The 26033-nt window shown below is 69.0% G+C and carries 33 protein-coding genes and 1 pseudogene; 24 read left to right on the top strand and 10 right to left on the bottom strand.

Going from position 1 to position 26033, the window contains the following annotated elements; translation table 11 throughout:
- The first annotated feature begins 472 nt into the window (after nt 1-472).
- Nucleotides 473-733, top strand: a complete 261-nt coding sequence (locus tag D458_RS0132180; protein WP_026119895.1) for a hypothetical protein — start codon at nt 473-475, stop codon at nt 731-733.
- A 57-nt stretch (nt 734-790) separates the two neighbouring features.
- On the opposite strand, the gene D458_RS0132175 is transcribed toward D458_RS0132180, so the two are convergent.
- The 7 genes and pseudogenes from D458_RS0132175 to D458_RS0132150 all read right to left on the bottom strand — a co-directional run bounded on the left by D458_RS0132175 (nt 791) and on the right by D458_RS0132150 (nt 7558).
- Complete coding sequence (locus D458_RS0132175; protein WP_449406597.1) at nt 791-1621, bottom strand: DnaB-like helicase C-terminal domain-containing protein; 831 nt, start codon at nt 1619-1621, stop codon at nt 791-793.
- A gap of 54 nt (nt 1622-1675) precedes the next feature.
- Nucleotides 1676-1978, bottom strand: a pseudogene (locus tag D458_RS38260) (DnaB-like helicase N-terminal domain-containing protein); the annotation flags it as partial.
- Between the two features lie 24 nt (nt 1979-2002).
- Entirely contained in the window at nt 2003-2779 is a 777-nt protein-coding gene (locus D458_RS0132170) for a DnaB-like helicase C-terminal domain-containing protein (RefSeq protein ID WP_017590833.1), read from the bottom strand.
- Between the two features lie 144 nt (nt 2780-2923).
- Nucleotides 2924-4285: a replicative DNA helicase gene (locus D458_RS0132165; RefSeq protein WP_017590832.1), complete on the bottom strand. Its 1362-nt coding sequence runs from the start codon at nt 4283-4285 to the stop codon at nt 2924-2926.
- A gap of 93 nt (nt 4286-4378) precedes the next feature.
- A complete protein-coding gene (locus D458_RS0132160) occupies nt 4379-5542 on the bottom strand; it encodes a hypothetical protein (RefSeq protein ID WP_017590831.1) in 1164 nt (387 codons plus the stop codon).
- Nucleotides 5543-5888: 346 nt separating this feature from the next.
- Complete coding sequence (locus D458_RS36655; protein ID WP_026119892.1) at nt 5889-6695, bottom strand: hypothetical protein; 807 nt, start codon at nt 6693-6695, stop codon at nt 5889-5891.
- Nucleotides 6692-7558: an RNA polymerase sigma factor gene (locus tag D458_RS0132150; protein WP_017590828.1), complete on the bottom strand. Its 867-nt coding sequence runs from the start codon at nt 7556-7558 to the stop codon at nt 6692-6694. Before D458_RS0132150 ends, D458_RS36655 begins: the two co-directional genes overlap by 4 nt.
- Before the next feature lie 184 nt (nt 7559-7742).
- On the opposite strand from D458_RS0132150, the gene D458_RS0132145 reads away from it, so the two are divergent.
- The 20 genes from D458_RS0132145 to D458_RS0132050 all read left to right on the top strand — a co-directional run bounded on the left by D458_RS0132145 (nt 7743) and on the right by D458_RS0132050 (nt 20702).
- Nucleotides 7743-8417: a hypothetical protein gene (locus tag D458_RS0132145; protein WP_017590827.1), complete on the top strand. Its 675-nt coding sequence runs from the start codon at nt 7743-7745 to the stop codon at nt 8415-8417.
- Between the two features lie 57 nt (nt 8418-8474).
- Complete coding sequence (locus D458_RS0132140) at nt 8475-8840, top strand: hypothetical protein (RefSeq protein WP_017590826.1); 366 nt, start codon at nt 8475-8477, stop codon at nt 8838-8840.
- Nucleotides 8840-9025, top strand: a complete 186-nt coding sequence (locus D458_RS0132135) for a hypothetical protein (RefSeq protein ID WP_017590825.1) — start codon at nt 8840-8842, stop codon at nt 9023-9025. The genes D458_RS0132140 and D458_RS0132135 overlap by 1 nt, the downstream gene beginning before the upstream one ends.
- Nucleotides 9022-9792: a hypothetical protein gene (locus tag D458_RS0132130; RefSeq protein ID WP_017590824.1), complete on the top strand. Its 771-nt coding sequence runs from the start codon at nt 9022-9024 to the stop codon at nt 9790-9792. The genes D458_RS0132135 and D458_RS0132130 overlap by 4 nt, the downstream gene beginning before the upstream one ends.
- A 93-nt stretch (nt 9793-9885) precedes the next feature.
- Nucleotides 9886-10032 (top strand): hypothetical protein, encoded by a 147-nt coding sequence (locus tag D458_RS36860; protein ID WP_017590823.1) that lies wholly within the window; start codon nt 9886-9888, stop codon nt 10030-10032.
- 96 nt (nt 10033-10128) lie between these two features.
- Complete coding sequence (locus D458_RS0132120) at nt 10129-10536, top strand: hypothetical protein (RefSeq protein WP_017590822.1); 408 nt, start codon at nt 10129-10131, stop codon at nt 10534-10536.
- Between the two features lie 121 nt (nt 10537-10657).
- Nucleotides 10658-10816, top strand: coding sequence for a hypothetical protein (locus D458_RS37120; RefSeq protein WP_169556937.1), 159 nt, complete (start codon nt 10658-10660; stop codon nt 10814-10816).
- Nucleotides 10813-12156 carry a winged helix-turn-helix domain-containing protein gene (locus D458_RS0132110; RefSeq protein ID WP_026119891.1) on the top strand — a complete coding sequence of 448 codons (1344 nt, stop codon included), beginning with the start codon at nt 10813-10815 and terminating at the stop codon, nt 12154-12156. Before D458_RS37120 ends, D458_RS0132110 begins: the two co-directional genes overlap by 4 nt.
- A gap of 345 nt (nt 12157-12501) precedes the next feature.
- Nucleotides 12502-13101, top strand: coding sequence for a hypothetical protein (locus D458_RS0132105; protein ID WP_026119890.1), 600 nt, complete (start codon nt 12502-12504; stop codon nt 13099-13101).
- A gap of 32 nt (nt 13102-13133) precedes the next feature.
- A complete protein-coding gene (locus D458_RS0132100) occupies nt 13134-13550 on the top strand; it encodes a hypothetical protein (protein ID WP_017590820.1) in 417 nt (138 codons plus the stop codon).
- 3 nt (nt 13551-13553) lie between these two features.
- Entirely contained in the window at nt 13554-14264 is a 711-nt protein-coding gene (locus tag D458_RS0132095; protein WP_017590819.1) for a hypothetical protein, read from the top strand.
- A gap of 69 nt (nt 14265-14333) precedes the next feature.
- A complete protein-coding gene (locus tag D458_RS0132090) occupies nt 14334-14678 on the top strand; it encodes a hypothetical protein (protein WP_017590818.1) in 345 nt (114 codons plus the stop codon).
- Nucleotides 14679-14953: 275 nt separating this feature from the next.
- Complete coding sequence (locus D458_RS0132085; RefSeq protein ID WP_017590817.1) at nt 14954-17152, top strand: hypothetical protein; 2199 nt, start codon at nt 14954-14956, stop codon at nt 17150-17152.
- Between the two features lie 206 nt (nt 17153-17358).
- On the top strand, nt 17359-17892 hold the full coding sequence (locus D458_RS35045; protein WP_017590816.1) for a hypothetical protein: 534 nt from the start codon (nt 17359-17361) through the stop codon (nt 17890-17892).
- Nucleotides 17893-17982: 90 nt separating this feature from the next.
- On the top strand, nt 17983-18642 hold the full coding sequence (locus D458_RS0132075) for a hypothetical protein (protein WP_017590815.1): 660 nt from the start codon (nt 17983-17985) through the stop codon (nt 18640-18642).
- Between the two features lie 145 nt (nt 18643-18787).
- Nucleotides 18788-19363, top strand: coding sequence for an NUDIX hydrolase (locus D458_RS0132070; protein WP_017590814.1), 576 nt, complete (start codon nt 18788-18790; stop codon nt 19361-19363).
- Nucleotides 19360-19563: a hypothetical protein gene (locus tag D458_RS0132065; protein ID WP_017590813.1), complete on the top strand. Its 204-nt coding sequence runs from the start codon at nt 19360-19362 to the stop codon at nt 19561-19563. The genes D458_RS0132070 and D458_RS0132065 overlap by 4 nt, the downstream gene beginning before the upstream one ends.
- A gap of 15 nt (nt 19564-19578) precedes the next feature.
- Nucleotides 19579-19851 (top strand): hypothetical protein, encoded by a 273-nt coding sequence (locus D458_RS0132060; RefSeq protein ID WP_017590812.1) that lies wholly within the window; start codon nt 19579-19581, stop codon nt 19849-19851.
- Nucleotides 19852-19959: 108 nt separating this feature from the next.
- Nucleotides 19960-20487, top strand: coding sequence for a hypothetical protein (locus tag D458_RS0132055; protein WP_017590811.1), 528 nt, complete (start codon nt 19960-19962; stop codon nt 20485-20487).
- 20 nt (nt 20488-20507) lie between these two features.
- The gene (locus tag D458_RS0132050; RefSeq protein WP_017590810.1) at nt 20508-20702 is read left to right on the top strand and encodes a hypothetical protein; all 195 of its coding nucleotides are present in this window, start codon (nt 20508-20510) and stop codon (nt 20700-20702) included.
- A 76-nt stretch (nt 20703-20778) separates the two neighbouring features.
- Here the strand turns inward: D458_RS0132050 and D458_RS34665 are convergent, their stop codons facing one another.
- Both D458_RS34665 and D458_RS0132040 read right to left on the bottom strand, forming a co-directional pair.
- Entirely contained in the window at nt 20779-21078 is a 300-nt protein-coding gene (locus D458_RS34665) for a hypothetical protein (protein ID WP_017590809.1), read from the bottom strand.
- Nucleotides 21079-21085: 7 nt separating this feature from the next.
- Complete coding sequence (locus D458_RS0132040) at nt 21086-21352, bottom strand: AbrB/MazE/SpoVT family DNA-binding domain-containing protein (protein WP_017590808.1); 267 nt, start codon at nt 21350-21352, stop codon at nt 21086-21088.
- Between the two features lie 419 nt (nt 21353-21771).
- On the opposite strand from D458_RS0132040, the gene D458_RS0132035 reads away from it, so the two are divergent.
- Nucleotides 21772-22374, top strand: coding sequence for a hypothetical protein (locus tag D458_RS0132035; RefSeq protein WP_017590807.1), 603 nt, complete (start codon nt 21772-21774; stop codon nt 22372-22374).
- Between the two features lie 630 nt (nt 22375-23004).
- On the opposite strand, the gene D458_RS0132025 is transcribed toward D458_RS0132035, so the two are convergent.
- A complete protein-coding gene (locus tag D458_RS0132025; protein ID WP_017590805.1) occupies nt 23005-23211 on the bottom strand; it encodes a hypothetical protein in 207 nt (68 codons plus the stop codon).
- 210 nt (nt 23212-23421) lie between these two features.
- Between D458_RS0132025 and D458_RS34660 the strand changes: the two genes are divergently transcribed.
- Both D458_RS34660 and D458_RS0132015 read left to right on the top strand, forming a co-directional pair.
- On the top strand, nt 23422-25209 hold the full coding sequence (locus D458_RS34660; protein WP_017590804.1) for a tetratricopeptide repeat protein: 1788 nt from the start codon (nt 23422-23424) through the stop codon (nt 25207-25209).
- A 122-nt stretch (nt 25210-25331) separates the two neighbouring features.
- Nucleotides 25332-25913, top strand: coding sequence for a hypothetical protein (locus D458_RS0132015; protein WP_017590803.1), 582 nt, complete (start codon nt 25332-25334; stop codon nt 25911-25913).
- Nucleotides 25914-26033: the final 120 nt, after the last annotated feature.

Genomic DNA, 26033 nt, shown 5'->3' with positions numbered 1-26033 from the left:
TCCGGAAACGTGGCGGCGTTTGAACCGGGTCACCTACGTGGCTGTCGAGGGCCAGGCCGTGAGCGATCCGAACGCCCCTCCCCAGCTACGCCTCGTGCGCGGGATGGTTCCTGGCGCGGGCCGGTGACCAGCGCAGTGTTCCCAGGCCGTTCCCCGCGGAGGTCCGTGTTGCCCCCCCTGGTTGCTTGGTGGCGTTGAAACTGGCCGGTAGCCAGGGCTCTCCGCACGGGGTTTCCCGAGGCACACCGGTGGCCAGCCCGGTTTCCCCGCACGGTTTCCTCGTCGGCGGAACCGGAGCGGCTGCCCTGACGGCGTAGATCATCCGACCCGGTGAGGACGACCGGATTTGCTAGGGTTCCGCCAGGTTTTCGCGGGGGTCGAGCTGCTGCCTCGCGCGCGTGCGTAGGACCGGGTCGACCGATCGACCTCCCGTGGAAAGCTGGGCCGACCACCCCAAGCGTTGGAGGCCCCCGTGAAGAAAGACCTGTTGCAAGCTGCGATTCTCGAACTCTCTGAAGCACTGCAGCAGTTCGCGCTCGCCATCAACGACCAGGAGGAGTTCGAAGCTGCCCGGGTGAGGGTCCACCAGGCCTTCGAAGGGGCCTTCGCCTGGGAGAAGAAACGCCGCGGATGGCTCAACGAGCAGCACATCAGGATCGACTCGATGCTGGACGACCCCGACACCATGGCGCGGCTCAGGCGAGAAGCAGGCATCCCTGACGACGCCCCCTGAAACCCGGCCTCCAGCCCCGCACCAGCGCTCGGTGCGGGGCCGTTGTTCGTTGCGGGGTTACCCCGGGGCCATGTCCACGAACCGGGAGTAGTGGCCCTGGAAGGCCACGGTCACATCGCGCGGGAACCCGTTGCGGTGTTTGACCACCATCAGGTCCGCCTCCCCGGCCCGAGGAGACTCTGGATCACGCATATCGGGCCGGTCGATGAGGATAACGGTGTCTGCCAGATGAGCGATCAGGTCGGACTCACGCAGATCGTCAAGGGTGGGTGAGGGGTCGAACCGCTGCAAAGGCGCTCTGTTCAGGTGCGCGGTAGCCACGACCGGCACGTTGAGTTCCAGGGCGAGGTCCTTCAAAGCGCGGGTGATGTCGGAGACCTCCCGCTCCCGAGTTTCCCGATCCCGTCGAGGCTTGAGGCTCTGCAGTCCGTCAACCGCGACCAGCTCCGCCCCGCTCTCCTCAGCCAACTGGCGCACCTGGAGGATGTCCACACGTCTTCCTGCTTGAAGAAGCAGCGGCGAAGACGCGACCCTCCCCATGGCCACCGCAAGCCGTGCCCAGTCGGCGTCGGTCATCGTGCGAATTCTCATCACGTGCAGGGGGACTCGGGCTTCGGCGGAGAAGATCCGGTCCAAGACCTGTCGGTGTGAACTCTCCTGGTCGATCCACATCGTCGGAACGGCGTGGCGAAGCGCAGAGGAGCAGGCGATGTTGCCCAGCAGCGTGGACTTACCCGCGGAAGGGCGTCCTGAGATCACGGTGAGCGTGCCCGGTTCCAGCCCGGTGGTGAGTTTGTCCAGGTCCTGGAACCCGGTGAGCGCGTTGGGCCGCGGCGCCTTGCGTGTGCCCTCCAGCAAGTCGAGGTAGCCGGGCAAGGCGTCGAACATCCACTGAGCGTGCTCGGAGGCGATGGGTGCGGGGGTGAAGATGACCTGGCGGGCGTTGCGCTCAACGTTCTTGGTGTCGGCGGCTTCGGTGAGCTCGTGCAGGTAGATCGCCCCGCCGGCCTGTTCGGATTCCTCCCGAGCTATCAAGTCATTGTGAACGGCGATGGCATCGACCGGCTCGCCGCGTTCATACAGGCGCATCACGCTGGCGTAGATGAGCTGGTGGGCCGGTTCGCTGAAGCACTCGGGGCCGGCGCCCATGATGTGTGCGGCAGCCTCAATACTGTCCTTGGACAGCAAGGTGGCTCCGAGCACGGCGCGTTCGACCTGGACGGCGGGGTGGGGAGGGTCGGTCATCAGAGCTGCTCCATTCCGTCGCTGCTACTTCTTCGGCAAGTCAACGAACTGCGACCGGGCCAGGAGTGTGCCTAGGGCAACTGTGCCCCGGGAGGCGCCCGCAGGCGTCAGCACCTGGATGTCGGCCTCCAACGGCCGATCATCGGGGTCGTAGAAGTCGGGGCGGTGCATCAACAGGACCGTCTGGCAGGCCCGGGCCAGGGAACGACGCACCCCGAGGTCGGCGATCTGGGGTGCGCGCCCGTACTCCTGTGAGGGAACCCGGTTGAGCTGGGAGAGCACCAGGATGCTCATCTGCCGGGTACGGGCCAGGGAGGACAGCATCACCCCGTACTTGGCCAGTTCAGCCTCCTGAAGGTGATCAGGATCGGTGAGCGAGTCCACGTCATCGACGACCAACAACCGAGGATCGGTGTCTTTCGCCTGCTCCACAACACGGGACACGGGCCCGCTCACCTCGGAACCAAAGGTCAAGGGCGCAGCAGCAAGACGGTCCTTGGCTGCATGGACCCGTTCCATCTCCGCATCAGGGACAGGGCGCTGCTCCAAGACGGTGTTGTCCACACCAGCGGTTGCAGCCAGCATCCGCACCGCCAGGGCCTCCTGCCTCTCGTGCCCGGAGAAGTACAGGGTGGGCACTCCCGCCAAGGCGGCGTTCCTGGCCAAATCCACAGCCAGAGCGGTCTTGCCGATGCTGGTCCAGGACGCCAGCAAGGTGACCGTCCCGGCCTTGAGGGTGGGCACCAGCTCGCGCAGGCCGGCGTAGGGGATGTCGACGCCGGTGAAGGTGGGGGTACTCATGGCCTCTTCTCAAGGGGGTTGGTCGACGGGCCTCCAGGATGCCCCCTCCCTCCACCGGGCACGTCGCATTCCCTACAAACACACCCCCAGGCGAGGGCGGCCCCGCGCCAGTGGGTGGTGCGGGGCCGCCCCCCATGTTCGTCCTCAGCCCGCGGGCATGTCCCGGAACCTTTGGTAGTGCAGCTGGTGGGAGAGCAGCACGGTGCCGCCGGCCGGGCCCTCCCGGTTCTTGGACACCACCAGGTCCACCTCCCCGGCCCGCTCGTGCTCGGGCTGGCCACGGTCGGGCCGGTGCACGATCAGCACGCTCCCGGAGTCCTCCTCGATGGAGCCCGAGTCCTTCAAATCGGCCGAGGTGGGCACCGGGTCGGCGCGGTGTTCGGGGCCGCGGTTGATCTGGCAGACCGGCACCACCGCGATGTTGTGGTCCCGGGCGATCTCCTTGAGCCCCCAGGTGAACTTGCTGACCTCCTGGGCACGGGTTTCGATCCGCTCGGTGGAAGCCATCCGGCCGATGTGGTCCACGATCACCATCTTGGGCGGGGTGCCCTTGCGCTCCAGGGCCCGGATGCGGGCCCGGATCTTGCCGACCGTGCACGCCGAGGGGGTGGAGATGTGCAGCGGGGAGGCGGCCACCCGCTCGCGGGCCGCGGTCAGCTCCTCCCACTGGCGGTCGGTGAAGGACTTGTTCTTGAACGCGCTGTAGGAGATGCGTGCCTCGGCCGCGTAGATGCGGTTGAACATCATCATGCGGTCCATCTCCAAGGACACGTACAGCACTGTGTGCCCCTGGACGATGGCGGCGTGGCGGGCGAAGTCGCTGGCGCACACGCTCTTGCCCACCCCGGTGCGGCCCGCGATCGTGGTGAGCTCCCCCGGGGTCAGGCAGGGCATGACCTCGGCCAGGTCGGCGTAGGGCGGCACGACCAGCGTGCTGGGGTCCAACGGAGCCGACAGGTAGTCCCAGTACGCGGAGTCGTCTCCGACCACGATGGTGTCGTCGTCATCGCGTGCTTCGGGGAAGGCCGCCTTCTCCATGTCCTGGACGGCCTGGGCGGCGATGTCCTCGAGGTCGCCTTCAGCGCTACCGGCCATCTGGGTGGCTCGCACCCCGGCGGCCGCGATCGCCCGCAGCCGGGCCTTGTCCGCGACGATCTTGGCGTAGTAGGTCGCGTTGGCCACCGTGGCGACGGCCTTGGTGAGGGTGTGCAGGTAGCCGCCGCCTCCGGTGGCGGTGGACTGGCCGCGTTTGGTCAGCTCGTCGTTGACCGCGATCCCGTCATGGGGTTCGCCCTGGTCGGCCAGGGCACAGATGGCCTCGAAGATCATCTGGTGCGCGGGCCGGTAGAAGTCCAGAACGTGGACGAGCTCCTGGACAGCGGCCACCACCCGGGCATCACCCACCAGGGCTGCGCCCAACACGGCCTGTTCAGCGGCGATGTCGCAGGGGATGGGTTTACCGGTGTCGGGGTCCAGAACGGGTCCGGGCAGAGCTGTATCGGTCATACTGAAGGTTCCATTCCTGTTCAAGGGGTGGACGCGGCGGCGGGCCCGGGGTTGGTAGCCGGTGGGCCCGCCGCCTTTTCGTGTGTTCAGGGGTCAGCGCGCGCCGGAGAGCGCAGCGATAGCCGGGTGCGCGGCCAGGTCCGGGCGCTGCTGGGCAGCGTCGGTTCCGAGCGAGGCGTACAGGTCCACGATCTCCTTGGCATCGACCCCGCCGGCGTTCAGGTCGATCCGGCAGGCCTGGCACGGAGAGGGAGCGCTGTGCCAGACACAGGAACCCTGCCTGGTGATCCGGCGACGATCCTCGGACGCCTCCGCACGGGGCTGAGGCGCACGCTGGCGGCGCAGCAGCCACAGTCGGTGCTCAAGGTCGCCTTTCTCAGCCATGCGGCGGATCAGGCCGCCCAGGGACTTCTTGGCTTCGGGGCGCAGGATCTCGACGAGCTCCTGGGCTTCCTCGCGGGTGGCGTCGGTGACTTCCACGACCAGGTCCACCGGGAGCACACCCCGTTGTGTTCCAGCCGAAGGCGATCCCTCCTCCTCATCAACGGAGGCATCAGGGGACGGTGTGGTGCCAGATCCTCCTGAGGAAGAAGAGGAAGACAACAAGGAAGAAGACAAGGGAGGGTCGACTTCTCGCAGGTCACGCTGCGTATCGTGGTTCGTTTCTGAACCAATCTGGTTCGCTTCTGAACCAGACTGGTTCGTTTCTGAACCAATGTCGTCGCCCTGGTTAGTTTCTGAACCAGACTGGTCAGAGGTGGTCTTGGGCCAGGTGGCCGTGATGTCGAGGCCGGACGGCCCGAACCGGGGAGAGTCACCCTCTGTGACAATGGCGAGGGCGTCGTGGCTGTTGCGGGCGTATCCGCACTCGTGGCGGGGGTAGCGCCAGATCGACATCGAGACCCCGTTCAGCTGAGCCTTCTCCCCGCTGGAGAACGTCAAGGGGTTTCCGTCCGGGTCGGTGATCTGCCCCAATGACGCGAGGGCGCGCAACAGTCGGAGAAGGCCGCTGCTGGAGATGGTCTTCGGGTCCTGGTCGAGGCCGACAGCACCGACGTAGATCATCTTCTGGAGCGCGGCCGGGGTGATCTTGCGGACTTGGGTGTACTCCAGGGTGAGGTTGGTCAACACCCTCAGGAGGGTCCGCTCTGGGTGGTTCAAGTGGGGGCAGGTGTCCACCCACTGCAAGGCGCGGCCCGCGTAGTAGCCGTCGCCTTCGGTGCGCGGTGCATGCAGTTTCATCGGCTCGGAGGCCATCGGGTCTGCTTTCCAGGCAGTCCGCGCATGCCGAGGTCAACTCGCGGCGCCTGCACCTGTGAGGGTGCCCCCGAGGGCCAACTTTTGCCTTTATTCGGCTACAGTGGGCCCGACAATAAATCAGGGGTTGGACTACGCGAGTTGCCTACGGTTTTACGTAGACAGCCAGTTCATCGACTCTTCACGAAGGTCCGGGCGGCCACCCGGGCCTTCGTCATGTCTGGGGTGGATGGGGTCGTTGGTCTTTGGGTGCTTCGAGAGTACAGGCCGGTGACGCCACACCCGGTCTGTCCACAGCGCTTCCCGTCATAGCAAGCCCTGGGCGACGATCGACCGGTGTGCGCGGTTAAGAGAGCCGGCCGTAGGCCAAGGCCGCATCGTCTCCGGACTTGTACCGAGGCCACCGGACGCCGTCGGGGTCGCTCGCTTCGACCTGTCGAACTCGGGCGAGTACTGCGTTCACATCCTGGTCTGCCAGATCCAACAGGCCAGACCACGACGTGTCCTCGTAAAGTTCAGCCAAGCATGAGACGCCGTCACTCATCGCAGCCCACCGCAAGACCCCTTCTATCGGCCAGCTCTGCTCCAAAGCATGGTTGGCGGCCTCGGGGTTTGCGCCTGCGATCCAGTACCCCTCTGGCGTGTTGCGTATCTGCCGCTGGGCCTGAACGAGGTTCGCCAGGCGCTCGACCTTGTCCGGGCCCGGGGAAGCGGACAGGACCTCTTCACGCTCGGCCTGGAAGAGCTCGTCCACTCGATGGTCGACGAGCACATCAACGCCTGCTTCTGTATCCACGACCACGGGTGAGTCAGCCAACACCAGGGCATCCAGGGTTTCCTGGCCAACGCGAACTACGGCCACCGTTGATGACGGAGTGCCGCCGTGGCCCAGGTCGCAGGTGTGGGCATGTTTGAGTGCGGTCTGCTCGATGGACTCTCGAAGAGCTTCTCGCAGGGACTTGGCCGGATCGGATGCGTGGACCAGCAGCTCTTGCCCCAGTTCGTGCACATACCAAGGGGTTCCGTGGACACACCCACCAACTCCTTCAGGTGCGGAGAGGCCATCGAGCACCACAGCCAGATGATCTGTGGCTCCGACCCAGTCTTCGTTCAGCCGGTGGGTATCCCCAGGCTGCGTGACGGTGCTGATCATTCGTCGTCCCCCTGACGAAGGTAGATCGGGGCGACTCGCTCGGACTTAGTTACCTTGAGCGGCGTGTCTTCGTAGTCGCAGCGGATGAGAGTGCTGAACAGCTTGGTGGGGCCGACCTCCGCGTAGATCTCGTTGAGGTTGTTCGTGAGCCAGTGGGTTACCCCAGTAGCTCCGATTGAGTGGATACCGGCGATGTAGGTGAAAGAGCCCTTGCCATCAAGGCGAGGAAGGCGGCCAAGGTAGGCGTAATCGGCCTTGACTCCCTTGTTCATGGGAGAGCGGAAGACCTCCTGGGTCTCCCGATTTTCCAGGTACCAGCCCTGATCGTCATTGTCGAAGCCAAGGCGGGTGTCGCCCGCCAGAAGCTGGGCGACCACTGGAGAAAGCCTGGGTCCGCAGACCACGATCAAGCTGCTCCGGTTTGTGTCAAAGACGCCAGGGGGCTTGATGGCCTCGAAGCTGACCTCGAGCTTCAGGTCTCGGGCCAGGCGTCCCAGGATCTCGTAGGCCGCCAAGTCTTCGGTGGCTACTGCCGGCCCCGATTTGCCGCTGTCCTTGGGGGCCTCGATCTTCTCGCCCATCGCGATGGTGACAGTGCCGCGGCCGAAGAACGCTCCAGCTGGAGAGGGGCCGTTCTTCCCAATCTGCTCGATGCGCTGGCGGGATACATCAAGGTGGTCGGCGATCTCACGGGGCTTCCAGCCGTCGGCTTGTAGGGCCTCCACGCCTTCGCGGCGCAGCCGCTGAAGTTCGTTGGTTGCTTCCTGGAACCGCGACAGTTCGTGGTGCGCGGTCTTCGTCTTGGCCAGGGGATCAGCGATCTGCTGGATCCAGTCGAAGTCGAAAACGTCTGGTTCGTCCATGGCCTCTCCTCGTAGTAGCGGTTCGCAATACCTATTTCTAACACACTGGCAATGGGGGTTGCGAGCTTGGCCGCACCCCTCTACTGTTGGCCTTAGCGAGAGATGCAAGGCCCCTTGCTTATCCATCCGCAATGGGCCTTGTTGCAGGGGTGGGCCCTGCCAGCTATCAGGAGAGGGAGCGCAGATGTCGTCGAAGCAGTCGATGCTCGCCCAGGTCATCCAGATCACCGGCGCCACCAAGACCGACATCCTCCGCGTGGCCACCCAGGGCGGCGCCACCGCTCGTGACTGGGAGATCGCCGAGGCGATCGAGGCCGGCGGCGGCCGCCGGGCCGACGACATGATGTGCCAGCCCGAGCACCTCTGGCAGGCCGAGCACGAGCGCCTGCAGAACGCGCTGTGGCACCAGACCCGCGACGAGGACATCGAGTTCTTGCGCCACCACGCCGCCCAGGCCGGGATCAAGGACGTTGAGCTGCTGCTGCCCGCCGTGATCGAGGAGACCCCCGAGCCGACCGCTCCCACGAACCCGGCCGCGGTCTACGACCCCGAGGTCGTCATCTACCCCGAGCACACCAGCCCGGAGGAGTCCCGCGAGCTCATCGAGCACCACCCCCACACCGACGACACCGACGAGCTCCTGGTCGACGGCCCCGACGACGAGCCCGGCACGGCCGCCTGGAACGAGCTCAAGCACACCGCGGTATGGGCTGAGGCTGCCCGCCTCACCGAGCAGGACCCTGAGATGGTCACCCGCACCATCGCCCGCTGGAAGAGCGCCCACCAGGCCATAGAGGGCCTGTCGGCCCTGCTGAAGGCCCGCCGCCCCCAGCGCCCCCGCGTGTCGCTGGCCGCCTGAATATCTACGCCGTAAAGCTCCCATCTCTTGTCCCACCTGCGAAAGGACAGCTTCGCCATGTCTGAAATCACCGAAAACCCCGCTGTCGAGCACTCCGGGCCCATCACCCAGACCGACCTGGACGAGATCACCACGGTCGCGGAACTGGCCTCGGGTTCGTGCCGGGTCGTCTACAGCACGGCGCTGTGCCGCTCCGGAGCCGTGCTCCAGATCGGCTACGACTACCGCAGCGCCGCCCTGGAACTGGTCCGGGCCGCCGGCTACACCGCCCGCCCGGTCGCCGGCTCGATCGTGGTCACCGGAGCCATCGATCACCTGGTGCTGCTGGAGGCCCAGATCGCGGAGCTCACCGCCAAGCGCGACGCCGTGGCCGACGCCCGCCGCGCCGAGGAGCTCGAGGGCGCGATGGGAGGCCCGTTCTGATGGCCCGCACCGAGTGCCTCGACGCCCTGGACGAGATCGACCTGGCCGACACCACCCGATCCGGCGGGATCCGCGCCCGGGTGGAAGAGGCCGCCGGCCTCATCCGAGACGAGATCGAGGCCGCGTCCACCGGCCGCCCCGCCGACGTCATCGAGATCACCACCGCGAACAGGAGCGCCGCATGATCCGCCTGACCCACCGCCGCTGCCGGGACGAGGCCTCGGGCCTGGCCGACACCGCCGCCCGCCAGGCCACCCTCGCCGAGGGCCTGTACATCGAGAACGCGAAGCTCACCGCCCGGAATGAGGACCTGGCCGATGGCCTGCGGGCCACCGAGCACGCCCTGGACGAGGTCGTGGACGCCTGCCGGTCGCTGTCCTACGGGCTCGGAGACGAGGTCAACATCCCCGACGCGCTGCGCTCCCGGCTGCGCGACGCCGCCCAGCTCCCCGAGGTCCTGCACCGCCTGGACGAAGCCCAGGAGGAGAAAGACCGGATGGCCCGGGAACACGATGCCCAGCGCGAGGCGCTGCTGGTGGCCGCGCACGAGGCCGGCACGCTCGCTCGTACCTGGGCCCTGATGGCCAGGGCCGGTCACACGGTCGCCAGCTCGGGCGGGCCGGGGGCGCTGCTGAACAGCGTCCACACCACGGCCTGGTGCGGGTTCTCCTCCTGGCCCTGCGAGGAGGGCAGCTGCGCCGAGTCCACCCGCACCCTGGCCTGGCACCCCGACCACCCCGACCAGGCGCACCTGGCCTGCGAGTGCGGGCGCATCTGGCGGGCCGGGGCCGAGGCGGTCCAACGCACGAGGCGGGAGCAGGCCGACGCCGAGCGGTTCGGCACCTCCTACCGGACGCCGCTGCCGTGGCAGCACAGGTCTGGGGTCCTGCTGGAGGCCATCGACCGGGCCCTGCCCACCCCGGCCCAGATGTGCCGCGAACTCGCAGCCTGACCTCGCCCCTGGGGTGCCCGTCCTCACCAGCCCGGCTGGTGGGGTCCGGGGGACCACCAGGGTCCACACGAGCGCGAACAGGAGCGACCACACATGAGCTTCAGCATCGGCAAGGACGTCGTCATCTCCGACTCGACCATCGACCCGGGCACGGACAAGGACGGCCAGCCCCGCGACGTGAAGGTCGGGGACGGCACGACGATCTCCGGATCCGCGATCGGCAACGGCGCCACCAAGTAGAGGCCCCGCCCCCACCCGCAGTGAGCCCGCCCAGGGATTCCGGCCCCGGGCGGGCTCTGCACATCCATCCCCACCTGCGAAGAAGGAGATCGAACGATGTACGACAACGAGCCTACCTACTACGACCCGCTGGACGCCCTCGAGGACGCCCTCGCCATCGCCGCGCACTCCCCGACCTTCTGGGACGCCGACACCGGCGAGCAGACCAGCGTCGACCCGTGGGAGCACCCCTCCTGGGAGGTGCACGAGGACCTGGCCGCCGGCTGGGACGACCCGGCCGAGGCCGCGCTGCTCCTGGAGCAGACCGTCATCGACGACGCCCGGCTCACCCCGCTGGCCGACACCCCCACTGGCCGCCGCGAGGTGCACCGCATCGACGAGGTCCTGGTCGACGCCCCGGTCGGTGAGGAGCTCTTCCACGAGCAGGTGCTGGCGCTGGTGCCGGTGGCCACCGACGGCTCCTGGCCCGCCGACGACACCGGGTGGGAGGTGGCGGCGGCATGAGCGCCTGGATACGCCACCTGAGCTGCCCGAGCCAGACCTGCGCGTGCGGCCACCAGATGATCTGGTGCGTCGTGGCCGGGGGCTGGGTGTGCGGCTACTGCCCCAACCGGGCGTGATGCCCGTGAGTGCCCTGATCATCGTCGCCGCCGTGATCGCCGTGGTGGCGCTGCCCGTGCTGCTGCTGGCCGCCACCGGCGGCCCCACCGTCATCTACGCCGACCACCCGCTGCCCCAACCCGCCCGATGCTCCCGACGCGCCCCGAGGAGGGCTGACCGATGAAGCTCATGTGGAAGAAGACCGCCAACCCCGCCCACTCCGAGCCGCCGCTCGAGGCCGCCGCCCCGCCGGCCCCCGCACCCGCCCCGGAACCGGTGGTCGCCGACGACCAGACGCCCGAGCCGACCCCGCCCGCGGCGGCCGCCGCGGGCGAGCCGGGCGGCATCGACTTCACCCGCGTCATCGCATCGGTGGTCACCGCCGCATCGGCGGTCTTCACCGTCTGGTCGGTGTGGGACCTGGCCCGCCACGGCGCCGAAGAGGGCCAGGCCGCCCCGCACGCGGTCGGCCTGGGGGCCGGGATCGGTGTGGAGGCCGTGTGGCTGTGGTTGCTGGCCATCGAGTGGCAGCAGGCCTCCCGCACTGGCCGGGTGAACCCGGTGCTGACCCGCACCGGATGGGTGCTGGCCGCTGGGGCCTCCGTGGTCCTGGTCGTGCACGGGGTGATGACCTCCTGGCCCATGGCGTTGCTGGCGGTGCTGCCGCTGGCCGCCAAGGCCGGGTGGCACTGGCTGACCGCGCTGCGCTGCGAGCAGACCCGCACCCGCCTGGAGGCCGAGGGGGCCGCGGCCCGCGAGGCCGCCCTGGCCCAGCGCCGGGCCGAAGAGGAGGCCCGCCGCGAGCAGGCCGCCAAGGAGGCCCTCGAGAGCAAGCTGTCGTCGGACCTGACCGAGACCCAGCGGGCCGAGCTGGCCGAGCTGGAGCGCGAGGCCGCCTACGTCTCGGCTAAGACCGAGAAGGAGTTGGCGCTGGACGCCGCCCGGGCGCACGCCGAGCAGCAGCGGGTCCTGGCCCAGATCCGCCGCCAGGCCGAGCAGCAGATGACGGTGGACGAGGCTTCGGCTGACATCGAGGTGCGCCGGGCGGAGCTGCGCACCCGGATCCACTTGGCCACCCCGCTCTACACCGCTCAGGAGCTGCCCGCCGCCGACCACCACGAGCAGGTGCCTGACGACCCCTCCGGGTTCGGCGTGGCACCCGTGGCGGGGTTCGGTGCCGGGCTGAGCCAGGCCCGCGCCCAGGGTGGCGGAATTGGCCGCCAGGGTGGCGGGATTGCCCCTGACCTGCAGGGACGCCCCTCCCCGACCGTGGGGGGTGGCGGAATTGGCCGCCAGGGTGGCGGGACTGGCGCTGACCAGGCAGAACGCGCCCCGCACCACGCCGCACGCCTCGAGGTTGGGCGAGACACCCGCCAGCGGGTCCTGGAGGAGATCCGCTACGCGGGCGTGGGGGTCTCCAACGCCGAACTCTCCCGCCTGCTGGGGATCGGCCGCACCACGGTGCGCGATCACCGCAACGCCCTGCGCGAGGCCGGGCACCGCGTCTACCCCGACTCCGAGTAACCGATCCCGGCCCCCGCACTGCGGGGGCCGGCCACCCGCCCCGGCGGGTGAGCACACCCACCCCGCACTGGTCGGGGTGGGTGTGCTCACCACTCCGGGGGTTGTGCCGCTACCGGTGACGCACGGCGAGAGCGCCTGCGAGCCGTTTGCGAGCGACCCCATGTCCATCACCCCCTCACCCGAAGGAGGACCCGATCCACCACCGATCCCACGCTCCCCGCGCCCCTCCCGGGGCCAGCTGACCAGGGCCGCCACCCCGAACGCCGGGGTGGCGGCCCCCTTCACCGCCAACTCGGCCGCTTGGGCGGCCTGACCTGCACACACACCACAGAACAGGAGGGGCCGATGGCCCTGCCGAACGAGAGCCGTCGCGCCCCTGCCGGGCGCGGCCGCCGACCCCAGGACGCACCGCCCCTGCACGCGGTGCCCACCACCGACAACGCCCCCGAACCGGGGGTGGCGGGGCTGCCCGAGGCGGTGGCCCGCGCGGTCAAGGCCGCGCCCCCGGCCCCGGAACGGGACCAGGAGCCGGTCAAGGCCGCACCTCCCCCGGCCCCCGTTGCTGAAGAGGCCGACCCGAGCGCGCCCCCGGCCGGGCCGCAGGCGCCCGTTCCGGCGGGTGAGGACCTGGCCGTGGCCCAGGACGGGCGCACCGCCGCTGACGTGGCCCGCTCCCTGACCTGGTTGGGGGTGACCTACCGGCCCCCCGACATCTGGCGCCAGCGCCAGCCCAGCCTGCGCGAGGAGTTCGACTTCGTCATGGCCGGCGCCCACCTGCCCGAGCAGGGCCCGTGGCGGCTGCTGGCTCGCCTCTACGCCGCTCCGGCCATGGCGCTGATCGGGGTGTTGCACGCCCTGATCTGGATTCTGCGGTCCCCGGCCCGCCACGCCACCGCCTGGGCCCTGGGCCTGCTGGTGGTCGTCTCGGCCGCTTTCATGCTCTGACCTGCACCAACAACCAAGAAAGGAGCGGTTCTGTGTTCACCATCGGTTCGATTTTGTGCCTGGCCCTGTTCTGGGTCTTGCGCAAGAAGGTCCACTGGCTCATCTCGGGCTTCTTTGCCGTCATCGGCGGCACGTTCTTCGCGATGAGCTTCCTGGGGGGTTGGGCCACTGACCTGGTCCTGTGGGTCGTCGGTTTCTTGCTCTCTCTGATCCCCGACGCAGTCTCGTCCGGCACTGCCATCGCCGCGATCTGCGCTTTCTTGCTGGTTGTGGCCGGAGCGGACGTGTGGCGCGACAAGCGGCTGGACGAGCACGGCCAGTGGGCGGCGATCTGCCTGCCGGTGCTGCTGCTCGCGGCCGGTGGCGCGATCGGGGGCGTGGGCGGCGACGTCGTCTACAACGTGGCTGGTGCGGGCACCAACATCTTCGGCCCCCTGCTGGGGTGGTGACCTGTGGAGATGCTGATCCTGGCCATGGTCATCGCGGCCGTGGTCAAGAACGCCGCGGTGGACACGGTGGCCATGGCCACCGGCAAGACCCCGCCCAGCCACGCCTACCGGATGGCCAAGCTCCGGGCCCAGGAGGCCGAGGCCAAACGCCGTCTGGCCTCTGACCCTGACCACCGGGGCGGGGCCAAGATGCTGCTGCGCCACTGGTACCTGGACGCGTGTGAGGACGTGGACCACTGGCGTGCGCACCGGCACAAGACCCGGCCCGAGCGCCAGGCGGCCGCCCGCGCACGGCGCCGCGAGCGTGAGCGGCGCATCCGCGAGTGGGCGGCCCAGTACGTGCCCACCGACGAGGACGAGTCCGCCGCAGAGCGCGAGGACGAGGACATCATCGACGCCGAGATCGTCGATGAGGAGCCCGAACACGCCAAAACCCGGCGCCGGTCCAGGACCACCACGACCACCACGACGGTGACCGAGGAAGAGAGCACCACCCGCCCCGCAGGGGATGAGGTGGCGGTGCTCACCCCCGATGAGGAGAGCGTCAAGCCGCCGCTGCCGCACCGGCGCATGGTGCTGATGACCATGCTCGCCAACTCCGGCTATGCCCCCGACACCGAGGCCATCGCCCAGATGAGCTCCGAAGAGGTCGACGGGGCCATCGCCGCCCTGGTGGCGCACGAGCGGGCCACCCGCTCCACCGCACACCACTGACCCACACCGATGAAGGGCCGGCCCGACCCGGGCCGGCCCCGCTTCACCCAACCCCGAAAGGACAACTCCATGGCGAACATGGGCAACTCCGTGGCCACCAACGGCAACTCCACGCTGCGCTACTCCGACGCCTCCGGGCTGGACGCCCACGCCCAGACCATCACCGGGATCGGGTCGCTGGTCCAGCAGGGCAACCAGATGCTGGAGATCGTCGAGGGCCAGATGCGGGCCGCGGACATGGGCGAGGAGGTCACCTCCGAACTCGCGGTGCTGCGGGACCTGGGCACCGCCTACATCTCCCAGGCCATCAAGGCCCGCGCCAAGCTCGAGGAGGTCAACCGCAACGTCCAGGAGGCCTACGAGGCCACCCGCGGCCAGGCCGCGAACAAGGACTACCAGCTCGGCGGTCGCTGACCCCGACCCCGCTTTCGGGCCGCCCCGCACCTGCGGGGCGGCCCCCTTCATGCCCGTATTCGGTGACTGAACGTGATGAGACAGCGGTGAGACGTTCTCTCACGATGTCTCATCACGTTTGTCCCCGACTGCGAAGAATCCACCGATTTTTTGGTGAGACAAACCCCGGCCACGGGCCCCGATCCGGGGCCCTGGGGTGGGAGTGAGACATCGACACAACCCGCCCCTACCCCGGGCGTGGGCACGCACAGTAACCGATCGGAAGGAGGGCCGTCGTGGCCCGCAAGACCAAGAAGACGACCCCGACCACCCCCGCCCCGGGGACCGCCTCCCTGCCGCCCGAGGTGCTGGCCGCCCTGGGCCAGCCCCGCCAGGAGAGCGAGCGCTCCTTCAAGAGTGAGGGGGTGGGCGCGATCATCACCGCCGGGTGGAAGGCCGTGTTCTGCCCCGGGGAGGGGTCGCTGCGCCGTCACATGGCGGCCCAGTTCTACCCATGGAAAGTCGGCGCCGTGGTGTTGGCCGCCGGGGTGCTCGCCTCCCAGGTGGCGCAGGTCTCGGCCACGCACGCCATGGTGGTGGCCCTGGCCACCGGAACCGGCGCTTGGGCGGCGCTGCGGGTGCTGCGCACCGTCAAGGCCCGCCAGCACAAGGCCACCCGCCTGGCTTCGGAGTGGGCTGAGGTCGACCCGGCCCACGCGCGGGTGTGTGTGGCCGCGGCCGGGGTGTGGCTGCTCGCGGTGATCCTCATCCAGCCCGCGGGTCTGGCCGCCTGGTGGTGGGCGGGCCTGGTCGGGCTGCTGGCCCTGCTCGCCCTGGGATCGCGGTTCTGGGCTCACCACCGCATTCCCCGGGTCCTGGCCGCGGTGGATGAGTCCGGGCCCGTGCCGCCGGCGCCGCCGGGCGAGCACGCGGTGGCGCGCAAGTGGCGCACCCGGGTGGGCAACTCCTCGGGGTCGCTGCCCGGGACCAAGCTCACCGACCTGGTCGAGGAGACCTACGGGGTGCGCGGGCGCCTGCACCTGGTGCCCGGGCGCCAGACCCTGGACAGCGTGCGCTCAGCCCTGGGCTACATCGCCAGCGCTCTGGGGGTGGATGCCGCCGACGTGCTGGTCGAGCACGTGGAGCCCACCGAGGAGGACCCCAAGCCCGACTCCTCGATCCTGGACATCAAGGTCGTCACGGTCGGGATGCTCACCACGAAGGTGCCCCTGGAGGGTGAGCGCCTGGTCGTGGACGGCGAGGACGTCTCGATCCGGATGGGTCCCTACGCCGACGGTGACGGCCAGGCGCTGTGGCGCCTGTACACGAGCGACTCCATCTGGGGCGGGTTTGTGGCTGGCTCCACGGGTTCGGGCAAGTCCGGGTTGATCGACGCTCTGGCGCTGGGCATCTGGCAGACCAAGAACACGATCGTCATCTACATCGACCCCAAAAACGGCGGCAGCTCGCCGCGGATCTTCGACCGGGCGCACTGGTCGGTGGGCAAGGACCCCAAGACGTGGGAGGCGATCCTGGACGGGCTGATCGAGGTGATCGAGGCCCGCGGCCTGGAGAACTCCGCACGCCTGAAGGTCAGCGGGTTCACGCCCACCAAGGAGCGGCCCGGGATCGTGGTGATCGTGGACGAGTGCCACGTGGTCATCGACGGACTCAACGCCCAACGCTGGGGCCGGGTCGGCCGGGAGGGGCGTTCCGCCGGGGTCCAGGCCCTGTACGCCTCCCAGATCTACGGGCTGCAGACCTTCGGCGGCGACGACGCGGTGCGCTCCAGCGCCACGGCGGGCAACACCGTCGCCCTGCGGGTGAGCCGCAACCAGTCGAGCATGATCAACGACATCCCGCTGGACCCCAGCTCGCTCCCCAAGATCACCGGCGTGGGGCTGGTCGACTCCGGCCGGGAAGTGCCCTTCAAAGCCGCCTGGGCCCCCAGCGAGACCACGGCCGCGCTCATGGACGCGGCCCTGGAGCACGCGCCCACCGAGCTGGACCCGCTCGCGGCCGGGGCCTTCGACGCCGGATCCGGCGGCCTCTACAGCCGCCGCCACGAGATCGCCACCCAGCAGGTCGCCAACGCCGAGGAGCGGCTGCGCGCCTACGAGGGCGGCCGGGTGCCAGCGGCCCGCCAGAGCAGCGACACCGAGGTGGCCCTGCCCAACATCACCGGCCCGACCCTGTTCGAGATCCCCAGCATCGACCCCGAGCTGCTGCGCGAAACCGACCTGGGGTTGGGCATCCTCGCGGCCGCCAACCGCGACCCTCACCAGGAGCTGCTCGCGACGTGGTCGGGCGCGGCCCGCGCGGTCCTGGCAGCGCTCCTCGAAGAGGGGGTGCTGCGCCGCGGCGAGATCGAGCAGCACGTGATGGAGGCCGAACAGTGCTCGCGGGCCACGGTCGCCCGCGCCATGGAGGACCTGGCCGAGTCCGGCGTCATCCAGGCCCTGCCCAAGCGCAAGGGCTGGCAGATCGCCGCCTGAGCACGCTGCGTCACCGCCGGGGCGGGTGAGACACCACCACCGATGTCTCACCCGCTCCGTGCCTTCCTGCGTGTTTTCACCCGATTTTCGGGTGAGGCAAACCCCGCCCCGACCCCCCAGAACCCGGGGCCGGCCACCCACCGAGACAACGACACAACCCGCCCCACCCCCGGAGCGGACATCACCCACGGTAAGGAGCAAGACGCATGGAGAGCGGAATCGTGTTCGCCGCCCTGTTGGCCGGCCACTGGGTCGCGGACCACTGGGCCCAGAGTGACCACCAGGCCACCCGCAAGGGCGAGTGCGGCTGGGAAGGGCGCCGGGCGTGCGCCGCCCACACGGGCGGGGTGGTGCTGTGCCAACTCCTGGCCCTGGTCCTGGTCGCCGTCGCGGGCCACCACGAGGGAGCCCTGGGCGCCCTCCAGCTCGCCGCCGGGCTGGGGGTGAACGCGCTGACCCACTACTGGGCCGACCGGCGCCACACCCTGGAAGGTCTGGCCCGGGTGCTGGGCAAGCACGGCTACTACAGCCGGGGCGGGGCGCCCCACCTGGACCAGGCCTGGCACATGGGGTGGCTGCTGCCCAGCGCGCTGATCATCACCGCGCCCAGCGCGGTGGGGGCGCTGCTGTTGGCCGCGGCCGCCCTGGTGGTGCTGGCCCTCTTCGATCAGTTCGCGCGCATCGGCCGCTGGGAGATGAACCGGACCAGGCGCCCCCAGGTGGTGCTCTACCACCGCTGACCCGGGCGCTGGCTCTGCTCACCCCGCAACCGTTGGTTGCGGGGCGTGCGGGGGGACCGCCCGGTCCACCTACCGCGTGAGGAGAACATCGTGACCACCACGACCACCACCGCCCGAGCGATCACCCTGCCCCTGGGCACCACCCCCGACGGCCAGCCCCTGTCCTGGCACCTGACCGACGAGGACGGCCGCCCCCAGCACGGCCTCATCGTGGGCCAGACCGGGTCCGGGGGCAGCACCGTCCTGGCCCGCCTGGCCACCAGTGCCCGTGCCGCCGGGGTGCGCTCGGCCATCATCGCCCTGGACCACCCCCTCGACCCCGTCTGGGACCAGGCGCCCTGGAACGCCGCCCGCTGCACCGACGCAGGCGACCTGGTCCACGACCTGGACGGGCTCCTGGGCCAGGTCGACCCCGACCCGGCGGTGGGGCTGGTCCTGGTCGACGGGGCCCGCGCCCTGCGGGCCGCGCCCGGGCAGTGGGTCTCCCTGATCCGCCGGGCCACCCAGCTGGGAATCTCGATCGTGGCCCGGGTGTACCACCCCGGCCTGGCCGAGTTCGGCGACGACGTGCTGCGCTGCCACCTGGCCGTGCACGGCCAGTACCTGGCCCTGGGTCGAGTGCGGGGCACCACCGCGGCGGTGGCCGCCGACCTGCTGCCCGGCTACACCCCGCCGGAGCGGGACCAGCTCCCCGGGCAGGGCGTCTACGGCCACGCCGGAACCACGACCGCGGTGACCGTCACCGCCTGACCCGGGCACTGCCTCTGCCCACCGACCCCCGCGAACGGGGCCGGTGGGCGGGGGGACCGCCCGGTCCACACACACAAAGACCCGCCCCTGAACAGTTTGTCGAACCGGGACCGGGGCGGGCCACTCCCAAAGGAGCACCCCCAGTATGACCACGAAGACCATGAAGCGCTGCTGCGGCACGAGCGTGGGCGTCCTCATCACCGACGCCCAGGACCGGCTGCTCATGATCACCCGCGGCTGGTGGCCCAAGGGCACCGCCCCCGTGGCCGGCCACGTGCGTGACGCCCACACCGACGTCGCGGCCGCCCTGGTCGCCGAAGTCGAAGAAGAGGTCGGGCTGACCGTCACCGGGTCGGGCCTGCTGTGGGAGGGGCACCTGCCCAACCTGTGCGCGTCCCTGCCCGCCACCCCGCGCCCGGGGCACTACTGGCACCTGGCCAGGGCCACCGCCGAAGGCACCGTCACCGCCGCCCCGGGCGAGACCAAGGGCGCTGCCTGGTACACCCCGGACCAGGTTCGGACCATGGCCCGAACCACTCTGGCCCACTACCGGTCCGGAGGCGTAGCGGCCGACCAGCCCGACGCCTCCCTCGAGGCGGTCTGGCTGCGGCTGCTGTTCGAGGCCGGGCTCCTGCCCTGGCTGAGCGAGGACGACCTGGCCCTGGCCGAGAAGGCGTACAGCACCGCGCCGGGTGAGTACTGGCTGGGAGGGCGGCCATGACGACCTGCGCCAACCTGGCCTGCGAGCGGGACCCGGTCAACCGCCTGCGCTACCAGGCACCCGAGCGGGAGCACGTCTACGAGCTGTGCGAGACCCACACCGACCACGCCCACCGCTGGCTCGCCGGCCGCCCGCACCTGGCCCTGACCGCGGTCTCCGAACGCCTGGTAGCCGAGGTCGACCAGCCCGCCCTGTTCTGAAAAGGAGAGAGCACAGTGACCACCCACGACGTCAAGACCCTCCCCCAGGTGCGCCGCCACCTGGGGGCGGTGGGGCTGCGCCGTAGCCCCACCTGCCCGGAGGTGCGGCGGCTGCGGCACGAGATGGAGCAGGCCCAGCGGGAGTACCGACCCCCGCGGGCCCGCCTGACCACGCCCCCGGCCGCGCGAAGCAAACCCCGCGTCTCGCTCGAGGAAGCGCGCCGGATGGCGGCCGAGTGGGCCGCGATGTGCCGGGCCCCGGACCGGCCCGAGGACCCCGACGCCTGAACACCCCCGCCCGCCCCACGCTGGGGCGGGCCTTTCAGCACTTCCCCAAACGCCGCCCCGGCCGTGCGCCAGGGCGGCATCCTGAACCCACAACTCCAAGGAGAGGCCATGACCACCACCGCCACGGACACCGCTACCGAGACGACCATGGAGGTCGTCCTGGACCAGGGCGCCCACAAGCACCTGACGTTCCTCCGCCGCGCCACCGGCTGGGAGGTGCACACCTTCCCCGGCGGGTTCCTCGTGCGCAGGTTCGACGGGTGCGACTTCGTGTTCGTCAACGGCGCCGACGACATCGTCGCCTCGATGGCCTTCACCGAGGGCGACCCGGTCTACTGGGCCGACAAGCTCACCGCCGGCGACGCCCGCTCCTGGAACTACGTCTCGTTCGCCGAGTGGCTGCTGGACGAGGCCCACCACGAGCTGGACCTGGACTACGCCGAGATCGACGAGCTGCTGCGCACCGCTGACCTGAGCACCGAGCGCCGCTCCCGCGAGGTGCTCGCCGACGACTTCGAGGGGCTGGCCTTCCCCGACAGCACCATCGACCTGTACTACTCCTGGGACGACCGGTTCCTGTCGAGCTTGCACGCGGCCCGCCAGGGCCTGGCCCTCTACGCTGACCGGCAGCACTGACCCCCCGAACAGGAGCCTGCATGAGTTTCGAGCACCACAGCGAGTACCGTTCCGCGCGCAAGATGGCCGAGCGGCTGGCCGGGCACGCAGCCGACCAGGTCGACCGTGACCCCGCCCGGGCGGCAGTCCTGGCGTCCACCGCCCAGGTGCACGCGACCCTGGCCCTGGCGGCCGCGACCAAGCTCGCGTCCGAACCGAGCGAAGACGACGCGTAGGCCTCGGTCGAGGTCGAGAATCTGAAAAGGCCCCCGAGCAACCACTGGTTGCTCGGGGGCCTTTTTGCGTTCGAGGTCAGGGTGAGCCGGGGTTGAAGATGGCGTGGGTGCCCACCCGACGCCAGATCACGTGCGGCTTTCCGGGGAAGCGCTCGTCCCCGTACTCCCACGTGGCCCGCCCGTCAGGGGCCCAGGTCATCTCGTAGACCCCCGGGGCGCCCTGCACGCCCTTGACCCGCAGGCCGGGCCGGAACTCCCCCTTCTGTACATCGGGCGCGAACTCGCCCGTGACCACGCGCCGAAAGCGCGCGGCCTGTTCCCTGGTCAGCTTCTTGAAGTCCGCCTTGAAGCGGGGGGTGGTAGCGAACGTGGCCAACTACTCTTCAGCGCTCCTGTTCAAGAGCGTCGAACATCGACTCCGCGTCCTCGAACTCCTCGGTGTGGCCGGCAGCGATCTGCTCGCTGGCCTCCCGTTCACCCCGTTGCCACTCCCGGTCCCAGAACCAGGCCTGATCGGCCGGGACCATAGTCATGCCACGCAGCACGACTTGGCCGTCCTCACCGATATCGAACTCGACCTCGTCGCCTTCGCGGATGTGCAGCGCCTCGGTGACCTCCCGAGGCAGGGTGAGTTGGTTCTTGCGACGCATCACCGATCGCCGTCGACGCCTTCCTTCTGTCTTCTTCATGGGAACTGCTCGTCTCTCTGAGGGGATGGCGGACTATCCGAACCTGACGTTTCTCCGGGGTCTCCTGGTCCCGGAGAGATTCGCCGGTAGTCCACGCCTGGTGGATGCGCGCGCATGAACTACCGCTTCCAGCATGAGGCAGAAAATCGGAAAGTACAACTTGCCGACAATGCGACGCCCCCGCAACCGATGGTTGCGGGGGCATCCTTGTGCCCTCCTCACGAGACGCATCGTCTCGTTTATCGGCTGGCGTGCGAGAAGGTTGACTTATCGGAAGTCAGAACGGGCCGGAAAAAATGTCAGGAACTCCTGACAATCCTTCTAATGTCAGCTACCGTTGACATTAATCAGCACGCCCCGACGACACCGAGGAGCACCCCGTGCCCGAGAACATCACCCCCCGCGTGTGGCACGAGCAGAGCGTCGCGCTCCGTCTGGACCTGCACCAGGCCCTGGACCGTGTCCTGGACCTGCTCACCACCGAGCTGTACGGCACGGTCCCCAGCTCCGCCGACCTGTTCGAGCAACCTCCCGCCGCCCGGCGCGACCACCACCTGGCCCGCCTGGCCGCCATCGACATCCTCACCGAGGAGCTGGCCCACCAGAGCAAGGAGAACGCCTTCGCGGCCGCACGCATGGACGGCGCCCCGGCCACCTACGCCGACCTGGGCCGCGCGGTCGGGATCGGCCGCGAAGGCGCCCGGTCCCGCTGGCCCGGCGCCGTGGCCGACGCCAAGGCGGGCCGGCCCCGCAAGCAGGTCACCGTGCGCCTGACCGGTGGCCCGGCCGAGTGGGACGGGGCGGAGATCGAGTTCGACCGGGCCGAGGTCCACGACCGCGCCCTGGCCGACGTGGGCGGCCACCTCATCACCCCCAGCCACCAGATCCCCGAAGGTCTGCCCGACGACGCCCGCGCCCACTACGCCCCCGACGCCGAGGACACCCGCACCGTGTGGACCTTCCAGGGCTGGGTGCCCTCCTGAGTAAACACCCAGCAGAAAGGCCCCCTCTCTGAGGGGGCCTTTCTCTTCACCTATCCCAGTGTGCACCGGGAGCAAATTGGGTGTCCAGGAAGCCGGATATTGACTTCCGGGTCAACCCCACATAGAAGGAGGTGGCCCGGCGCATCCTGTGAGGATGTTCCGGACCACCTTCGTGGGGAGCATTGAAGGTTCGTCCGCCGTTACCTGCTGTCGATCACCCACTCCAAAGCCCTGCCAAGGAGCCACTTGAGCAGCACAGACAGGGAGATCGAGACCAGGCAGAGGGAGCCGCGGCGCCGAGGATTCTTGGGCATGGAAGAACTCCGATCACAGATGTGTGGATCCCAGAAAAATCTGGACAAGAGAATGCTAGCGCTTCCCGCGCGTGCTCGTGTCGTCCGTTTTACCGCGTTGGAAGTCCCTCTTCCAACGAAGTCAATATTCGGCTCCCTGGCCCCCCTATTCAATTTCATAGAATGGCTTTGCAGGGAAACAAATTCGGGGATCTGCCCAGGGGGAGTGCAGCGCCGCTGGCTTCTCCTGGTCGCGTATCGGCGCCGGTCTGGGAGGGTCGACAAGGTAGGCCGCAGAGGGGCAACGAAGGTCTTCCGTCAGCGCCAGGTCCAGGTTCTACGGGCGGGGCTCTTCGTCAGCGCCACGGGGCTGACGCATCAGGCGCAGGACGTGGCGAGCCCGACGGCGACGGTGGGCATCGCGCGACCACACAGCCGGGACGACCACGAGTAGGACGAGCAGCAGCAGCGGCCAGCTGTCGGCGGTGCCCAGGAGGGCGACCACCAGCTCCAGGGCCGGTTCGGAAAGGGTGTGTGCGGGCATCGGGGGTTCCTCCATCACGGGGTGGGCGGATCGGGATGGGATCAGCCTGAGCCCGCTTTGGGAGGGCGGGGACGGTCCCGGACACCGGTGGCCAAGATCGGCCGAACACTGACAGTTCCGGGTGCTGGGAAGCCCGTGCTGGCAGGATGTCTGACAGTTCCGGACACCCCCAGGACCACCCCTCGTCCCCTCTTCCGCACAGGAGCTGGTGTGCCCCAACCCTGGAAGCGCCCCGACCTGCCCCCGGGCCCGCTCGGTGAGCTCAACCGCGCGCTGCACGAGTTGCACCACCGGGCCGGCTGGCCCTCCTCCCGCGAGATCCGGCGGGCCTTGGACGCCAAGGGGGTGCCCATGTCCCACACCAAGGTCCACGACACCCTCACCAAACCGGACCTACCGACCAAGGGTGCGGTCGAGATGATCACCGAGGTTCTGGCCGAGGTCGTCCGCGGCGCTGACGTCGAAGCCGAGGTCGCCCGCATGCTGGGGCTGTGGCAGAACGCGGCACTGGAGGACCGGTCCCCGGAACCAACCGCACCGGAAGACCCCACAGAGGAGAACTCCCGCGCTGTGCGGGATGTCGGCGAACCGAAGCGGGAGGAGTCCGCGCAAGAGGAGAAGCCGCCTTCGGCCGTTGATCACCCTCACCAGGACGGGGGAGCCCGCAAGTCGCAGAACCCGCCCCGCAACGAGAGTCTGCTGGATCGACTCCGCCGTGCTTTTGAGGAGGATGACGACGAGGACCTGGACGAACTTGTCGAGCTGCTGCAGGACCTGGGCCAGGACGAGGAGGTCTTGGAGGTGTGCCGAGTCGCTGCGGAGGCGGGCCAGACCCGGGCCATGCTTGTCCTGGCTGCCATGGACGACGACGCTTCTGAGTCTGAGCGGTGGTACCGCCGCGCAGCCGAGGCCGGCGACACCGGTGCGATGTCGAGCCTGGGCCATCTGGCGAATGAAGCCGGGCGTCTTCAGGAAGCCGAGCGGTGGTACCAGCGCGCCCTCAAAGTCGGCGACACCGATGTGCTGAGCGATTTGGGAAGGTTGTCGGAGAGGACGGGGCGTCTTCAGGAAGCCGAGCGGTGGTACCAGCGCGCCCTCAAAGTCGGCGACACCGGGGTTCTGTGGGACCTGGGCAACTTGGCTAAGGACAGGGGCAAATTCCAGGAGGCCGAGCAGTGGTACCGCCAGGGCGCCGAAGCCGGCGAAAGCTACGCCCTGGAATGGCTGGGCCGCCTGTTGGAGCAACTCGGCCGTTTCCAAGAGGCCGAGCAGTGGTACCGCCGAGGCGCCGAAGCTGGCGACACCGATGCCAGGGAGAGTCTGAATGCTCTGGCGAAGAAGGCCCTCGATCGCGAGGAAGCCGCGGAGAAGTACCGCAAAAGTGTCGATACCGATGACTCCAGCTATTGGTCGCATCGGGCCTTTTGGGCTAAGCAGGCCGGTCTGCTTGAGGACGCCGAGCAGTGGTATAGCCAAGGAGCCGAAGAAGGAGACACCCACGCTATGTGGCACCTGGGCCTCCTAGCGGAGGATGCCGGCCGCCTGTGGGAATCCGAGCGATGGTACCGGCGCGCCCTCAAAGCAGGCGATGACAGCTCCCTGCACTACCTAGGTCGTTTGGCCCAGAGGAGGGGCGACCTTCAGGAGGCCGAGAAGTGGTACCGCCAGGGCGCCGAAGCCGGAGACACCAAAGACTTCTACTACCTGGGTCGCTTGGCCAAGAGGAGGGGTGATCTTCAGGGGGCCGAGCAGTGGTACCGCCAGGGCGCCGAAGCCGGCGACACCAGTGCCATGAGCAGCTTGAGCCGCCTCTTGGAGGAGGATGGTCGTTCCCAGGAAGCCGAGCAGTGGCGGCTCCGACGCGAGAGGGCTGAGGATGACGATGACGCCGAATCGCCGTCCCCACCTGAGAAGGCAACGGGTGAAAAGGGTGGCGCCAGCGATCGGGGCCCGGTCACCTTCTGGCAGCAGATCCGCGACGCGTTCGGTGGAGCCTGAGCGCCCTGCGGCCGCTCACAAGATAAGCCGGAAAGGGGCAACGGCCAGGTCCGGTAGGCCGAGGACAACCAGCCTCTCGCCCCCAACGTCAGAACCATGACGCCGCCCCAAGGAGATCCCCCATGCACCGACCCCGATTGCTCGCCGCGTTGATTCCCGTCCTGCTCGTCCTCGGATGCGGACCATCCCAAGAGGACATCGACGCTCAGATCAACCAGGCAGTCAGCGAAGCCCTCGAAGCCGCGGAAGAGTCCGAAGATGACCAGCGCCCAAACCTGATCGAGATCACGGGCATGGATGTAGGCCAGTACCTGATCGACAACCTCCACGGCGTCGAGCTGGAAATGCCCAGCCGGTACTTCTCACCGAAGGACTGTGAGCCTTTGGAGCTGGGGAGCGTGTTCTACGGCAACACGGACTCTGAATGCAATCGTGCGGTTGAGCTCGGTGAGTTGGCTGTCGTGGAGTACGCGACGGTGATGTATGCCGAGCAGGTCACAGAGGACGCTGAGAGCGATGACGTGTCTGACTTCACGCTGGAGCTTCGGGAACGTCTCGGGCCACGGATTCGGCATGATCGGTTCATGCTGCGTTGGGATGGGTGTGACGGTCAGACGTGGAGTGAAGGGGACTGCGAGTATCTGGTGGAGGATGGGACGGTGGCGAAGTCGGAGCGGTTGTTCAGAGAGTTTCTGGGGGCCTGAGGGTTCTGGGGATCGAGGAGGAGCGCTCCAGGATCTAGCGCCAAGCCAGCCTTGACGGGTCACCGGCCGCACGGCGCTTGCCACGGTCCTGGGCACCCTGGCGGCTGATCCCGAGCACCG

Origin of the sequence: Nocardiopsis ganjiahuensis DSM 45031 (genome assembly GCF_000341085.1) — a bacterium.
Lineage (GTDB): Bacteria > Actinomycetota > Actinomycetes > Streptosporangiales > Streptosporangiaceae > Nocardiopsis > Nocardiopsis ganjiahuensis.
This window is presented reverse-complemented; position numbering and strand designations above follow the sequence as displayed.

Bases quoted from the DNA above. Each gene is read 5' to 3' on its own strand.
- D458_RS0132120 (WP_017590822.1), top strand. From the start codon at position 10,129: ATGTACGACAACGAGCCTACCTACTACGACCCGCTGGACGCCCTCGAG.
- D458_RS0132145 (WP_017590827.1), top strand. From the start codon at position 7,743: ATGTCGTCGAAGCAGTCGATGCTCGCCCAGGTCATCCAGATCACCGGC.
- D458_RS0132015 (WP_017590803.1), top strand. From the start codon at position 25,332: ATGCACCGACCCCGATTGCTCGCCGCGTTGATTCCCGTCCTGCTCGTC.
- D458_RS0132135 (WP_017590825.1), top strand. From the start codon at position 8,840: ATGGCCCGCACCGAGTGCCTCGACGCCCTGGACGAGATCGACCTGGCC.
- D458_RS0132065 (WP_017590813.1), top strand. From the start codon at position 19,360: ATGACGACCTGCGCCAACCTGGCCTGCGAGCGGGACCCGGTCAACCGC.
- D458_RS35045 (WP_017590816.1), top strand. From the start codon at position 17,359: ATGGAGAGCGGAATCGTGTTCGCCGCCCTGTTGGCCGGCCACTGGGTC.
- D458_RS0132105 (WP_026119890.1), top strand. From the start codon at position 12,502: ATGGCCCTGCCGAACGAGAGCCGTCGCGCCCCTGCCGGGCGCGGCCGC.
- D458_RS0132160 (WP_017590831.1), bottom strand. From the start codon at position 5,542: ATGGCCTCCGAGCCGATGAAACTGCATGCACCGCGCACCGAAGGCGAC.
- D458_RS36655 (WP_026119892.1), bottom strand. From the start codon at position 6,695: ATGATCAGCACCGTCACGCAGCCTGGGGATACCCACCGGCTGAACGAA.
- D458_RS0132165 (WP_017590832.1), bottom strand. From the start codon at position 4,285: ATGACCGATACAGCTCTGCCCGGACCCGTTCTGGACCCCGACACCGGT.
- D458_RS0132055 (WP_017590811.1), top strand. From the start codon at position 19,960: ATGACCACCACCGCCACGGACACCGCTACCGAGACGACCATGGAGGTC.
- D458_RS0132175 (WP_449406597.1), bottom strand. From the start codon at position 1,621: ATGTTCGACGCCTTGCCCGGCTACCTCGACTTGCTGGAGGGCACACGC.
- D458_RS0132150 (WP_017590828.1), bottom strand. From the start codon at position 7,558: ATGGACGAACCAGACGTTTTCGACTTCGACTGGATCCAGCAGATCGCT.
- D458_RS0132040 (WP_017590808.1), bottom strand. From the start codon at position 21,352: ATGCGTCGCAAGAACCAACTCACCCTGCCTCGGGAGGTCACCGAGGCG.
- D458_RS0132110 (WP_026119891.1), top strand. From the start codon at position 10,813: ATGAAGCTCATGTGGAAGAAGACCGCCAACCCCGCCCACTCCGAGCCG.
- D458_RS36860 (WP_017590823.1), top strand. From the start codon at position 9,886: ATGAGCTTCAGCATCGGCAAGGACGTCGTCATCTCCGACTCGACCATC.
- D458_RS0132140 (WP_017590826.1), top strand. From the start codon at position 8,475: ATGTCTGAAATCACCGAAAACCCCGCTGTCGAGCACTCCGGGCCCATC.
- D458_RS0132170 (WP_017590833.1), bottom strand. From the start codon at position 2,779: ATGAGTACCCCCACCTTCACCGGCGTCGACATCCCCTACGCCGGCCTG.
- D458_RS0132090 (WP_017590818.1), top strand. From the start codon at position 14,334: ATGGCGAACATGGGCAACTCCGTGGCCACCAACGGCAACTCCACGCTG.
- D458_RS0132070 (WP_017590814.1), top strand. From the start codon at position 18,788: ATGACCACGAAGACCATGAAGCGCTGCTGCGGCACGAGCGTGGGCGTC.
- D458_RS0132050 (WP_017590810.1), top strand. From the start codon at position 20,508: ATGAGTTTCGAGCACCACAGCGAGTACCGTTCCGCGCGCAAGATGGCC.
- D458_RS0132130 (WP_017590824.1), top strand. From the start codon at position 9,022: ATGATCCGCCTGACCCACCGCCGCTGCCGGGACGAGGCCTCGGGCCTG.
- D458_RS0132025 (WP_017590805.1), bottom strand. From the start codon at position 23,211: ATGCCCGCACACACCCTTTCCGAACCGGCCCTGGAGCTGGTGGTCGCC.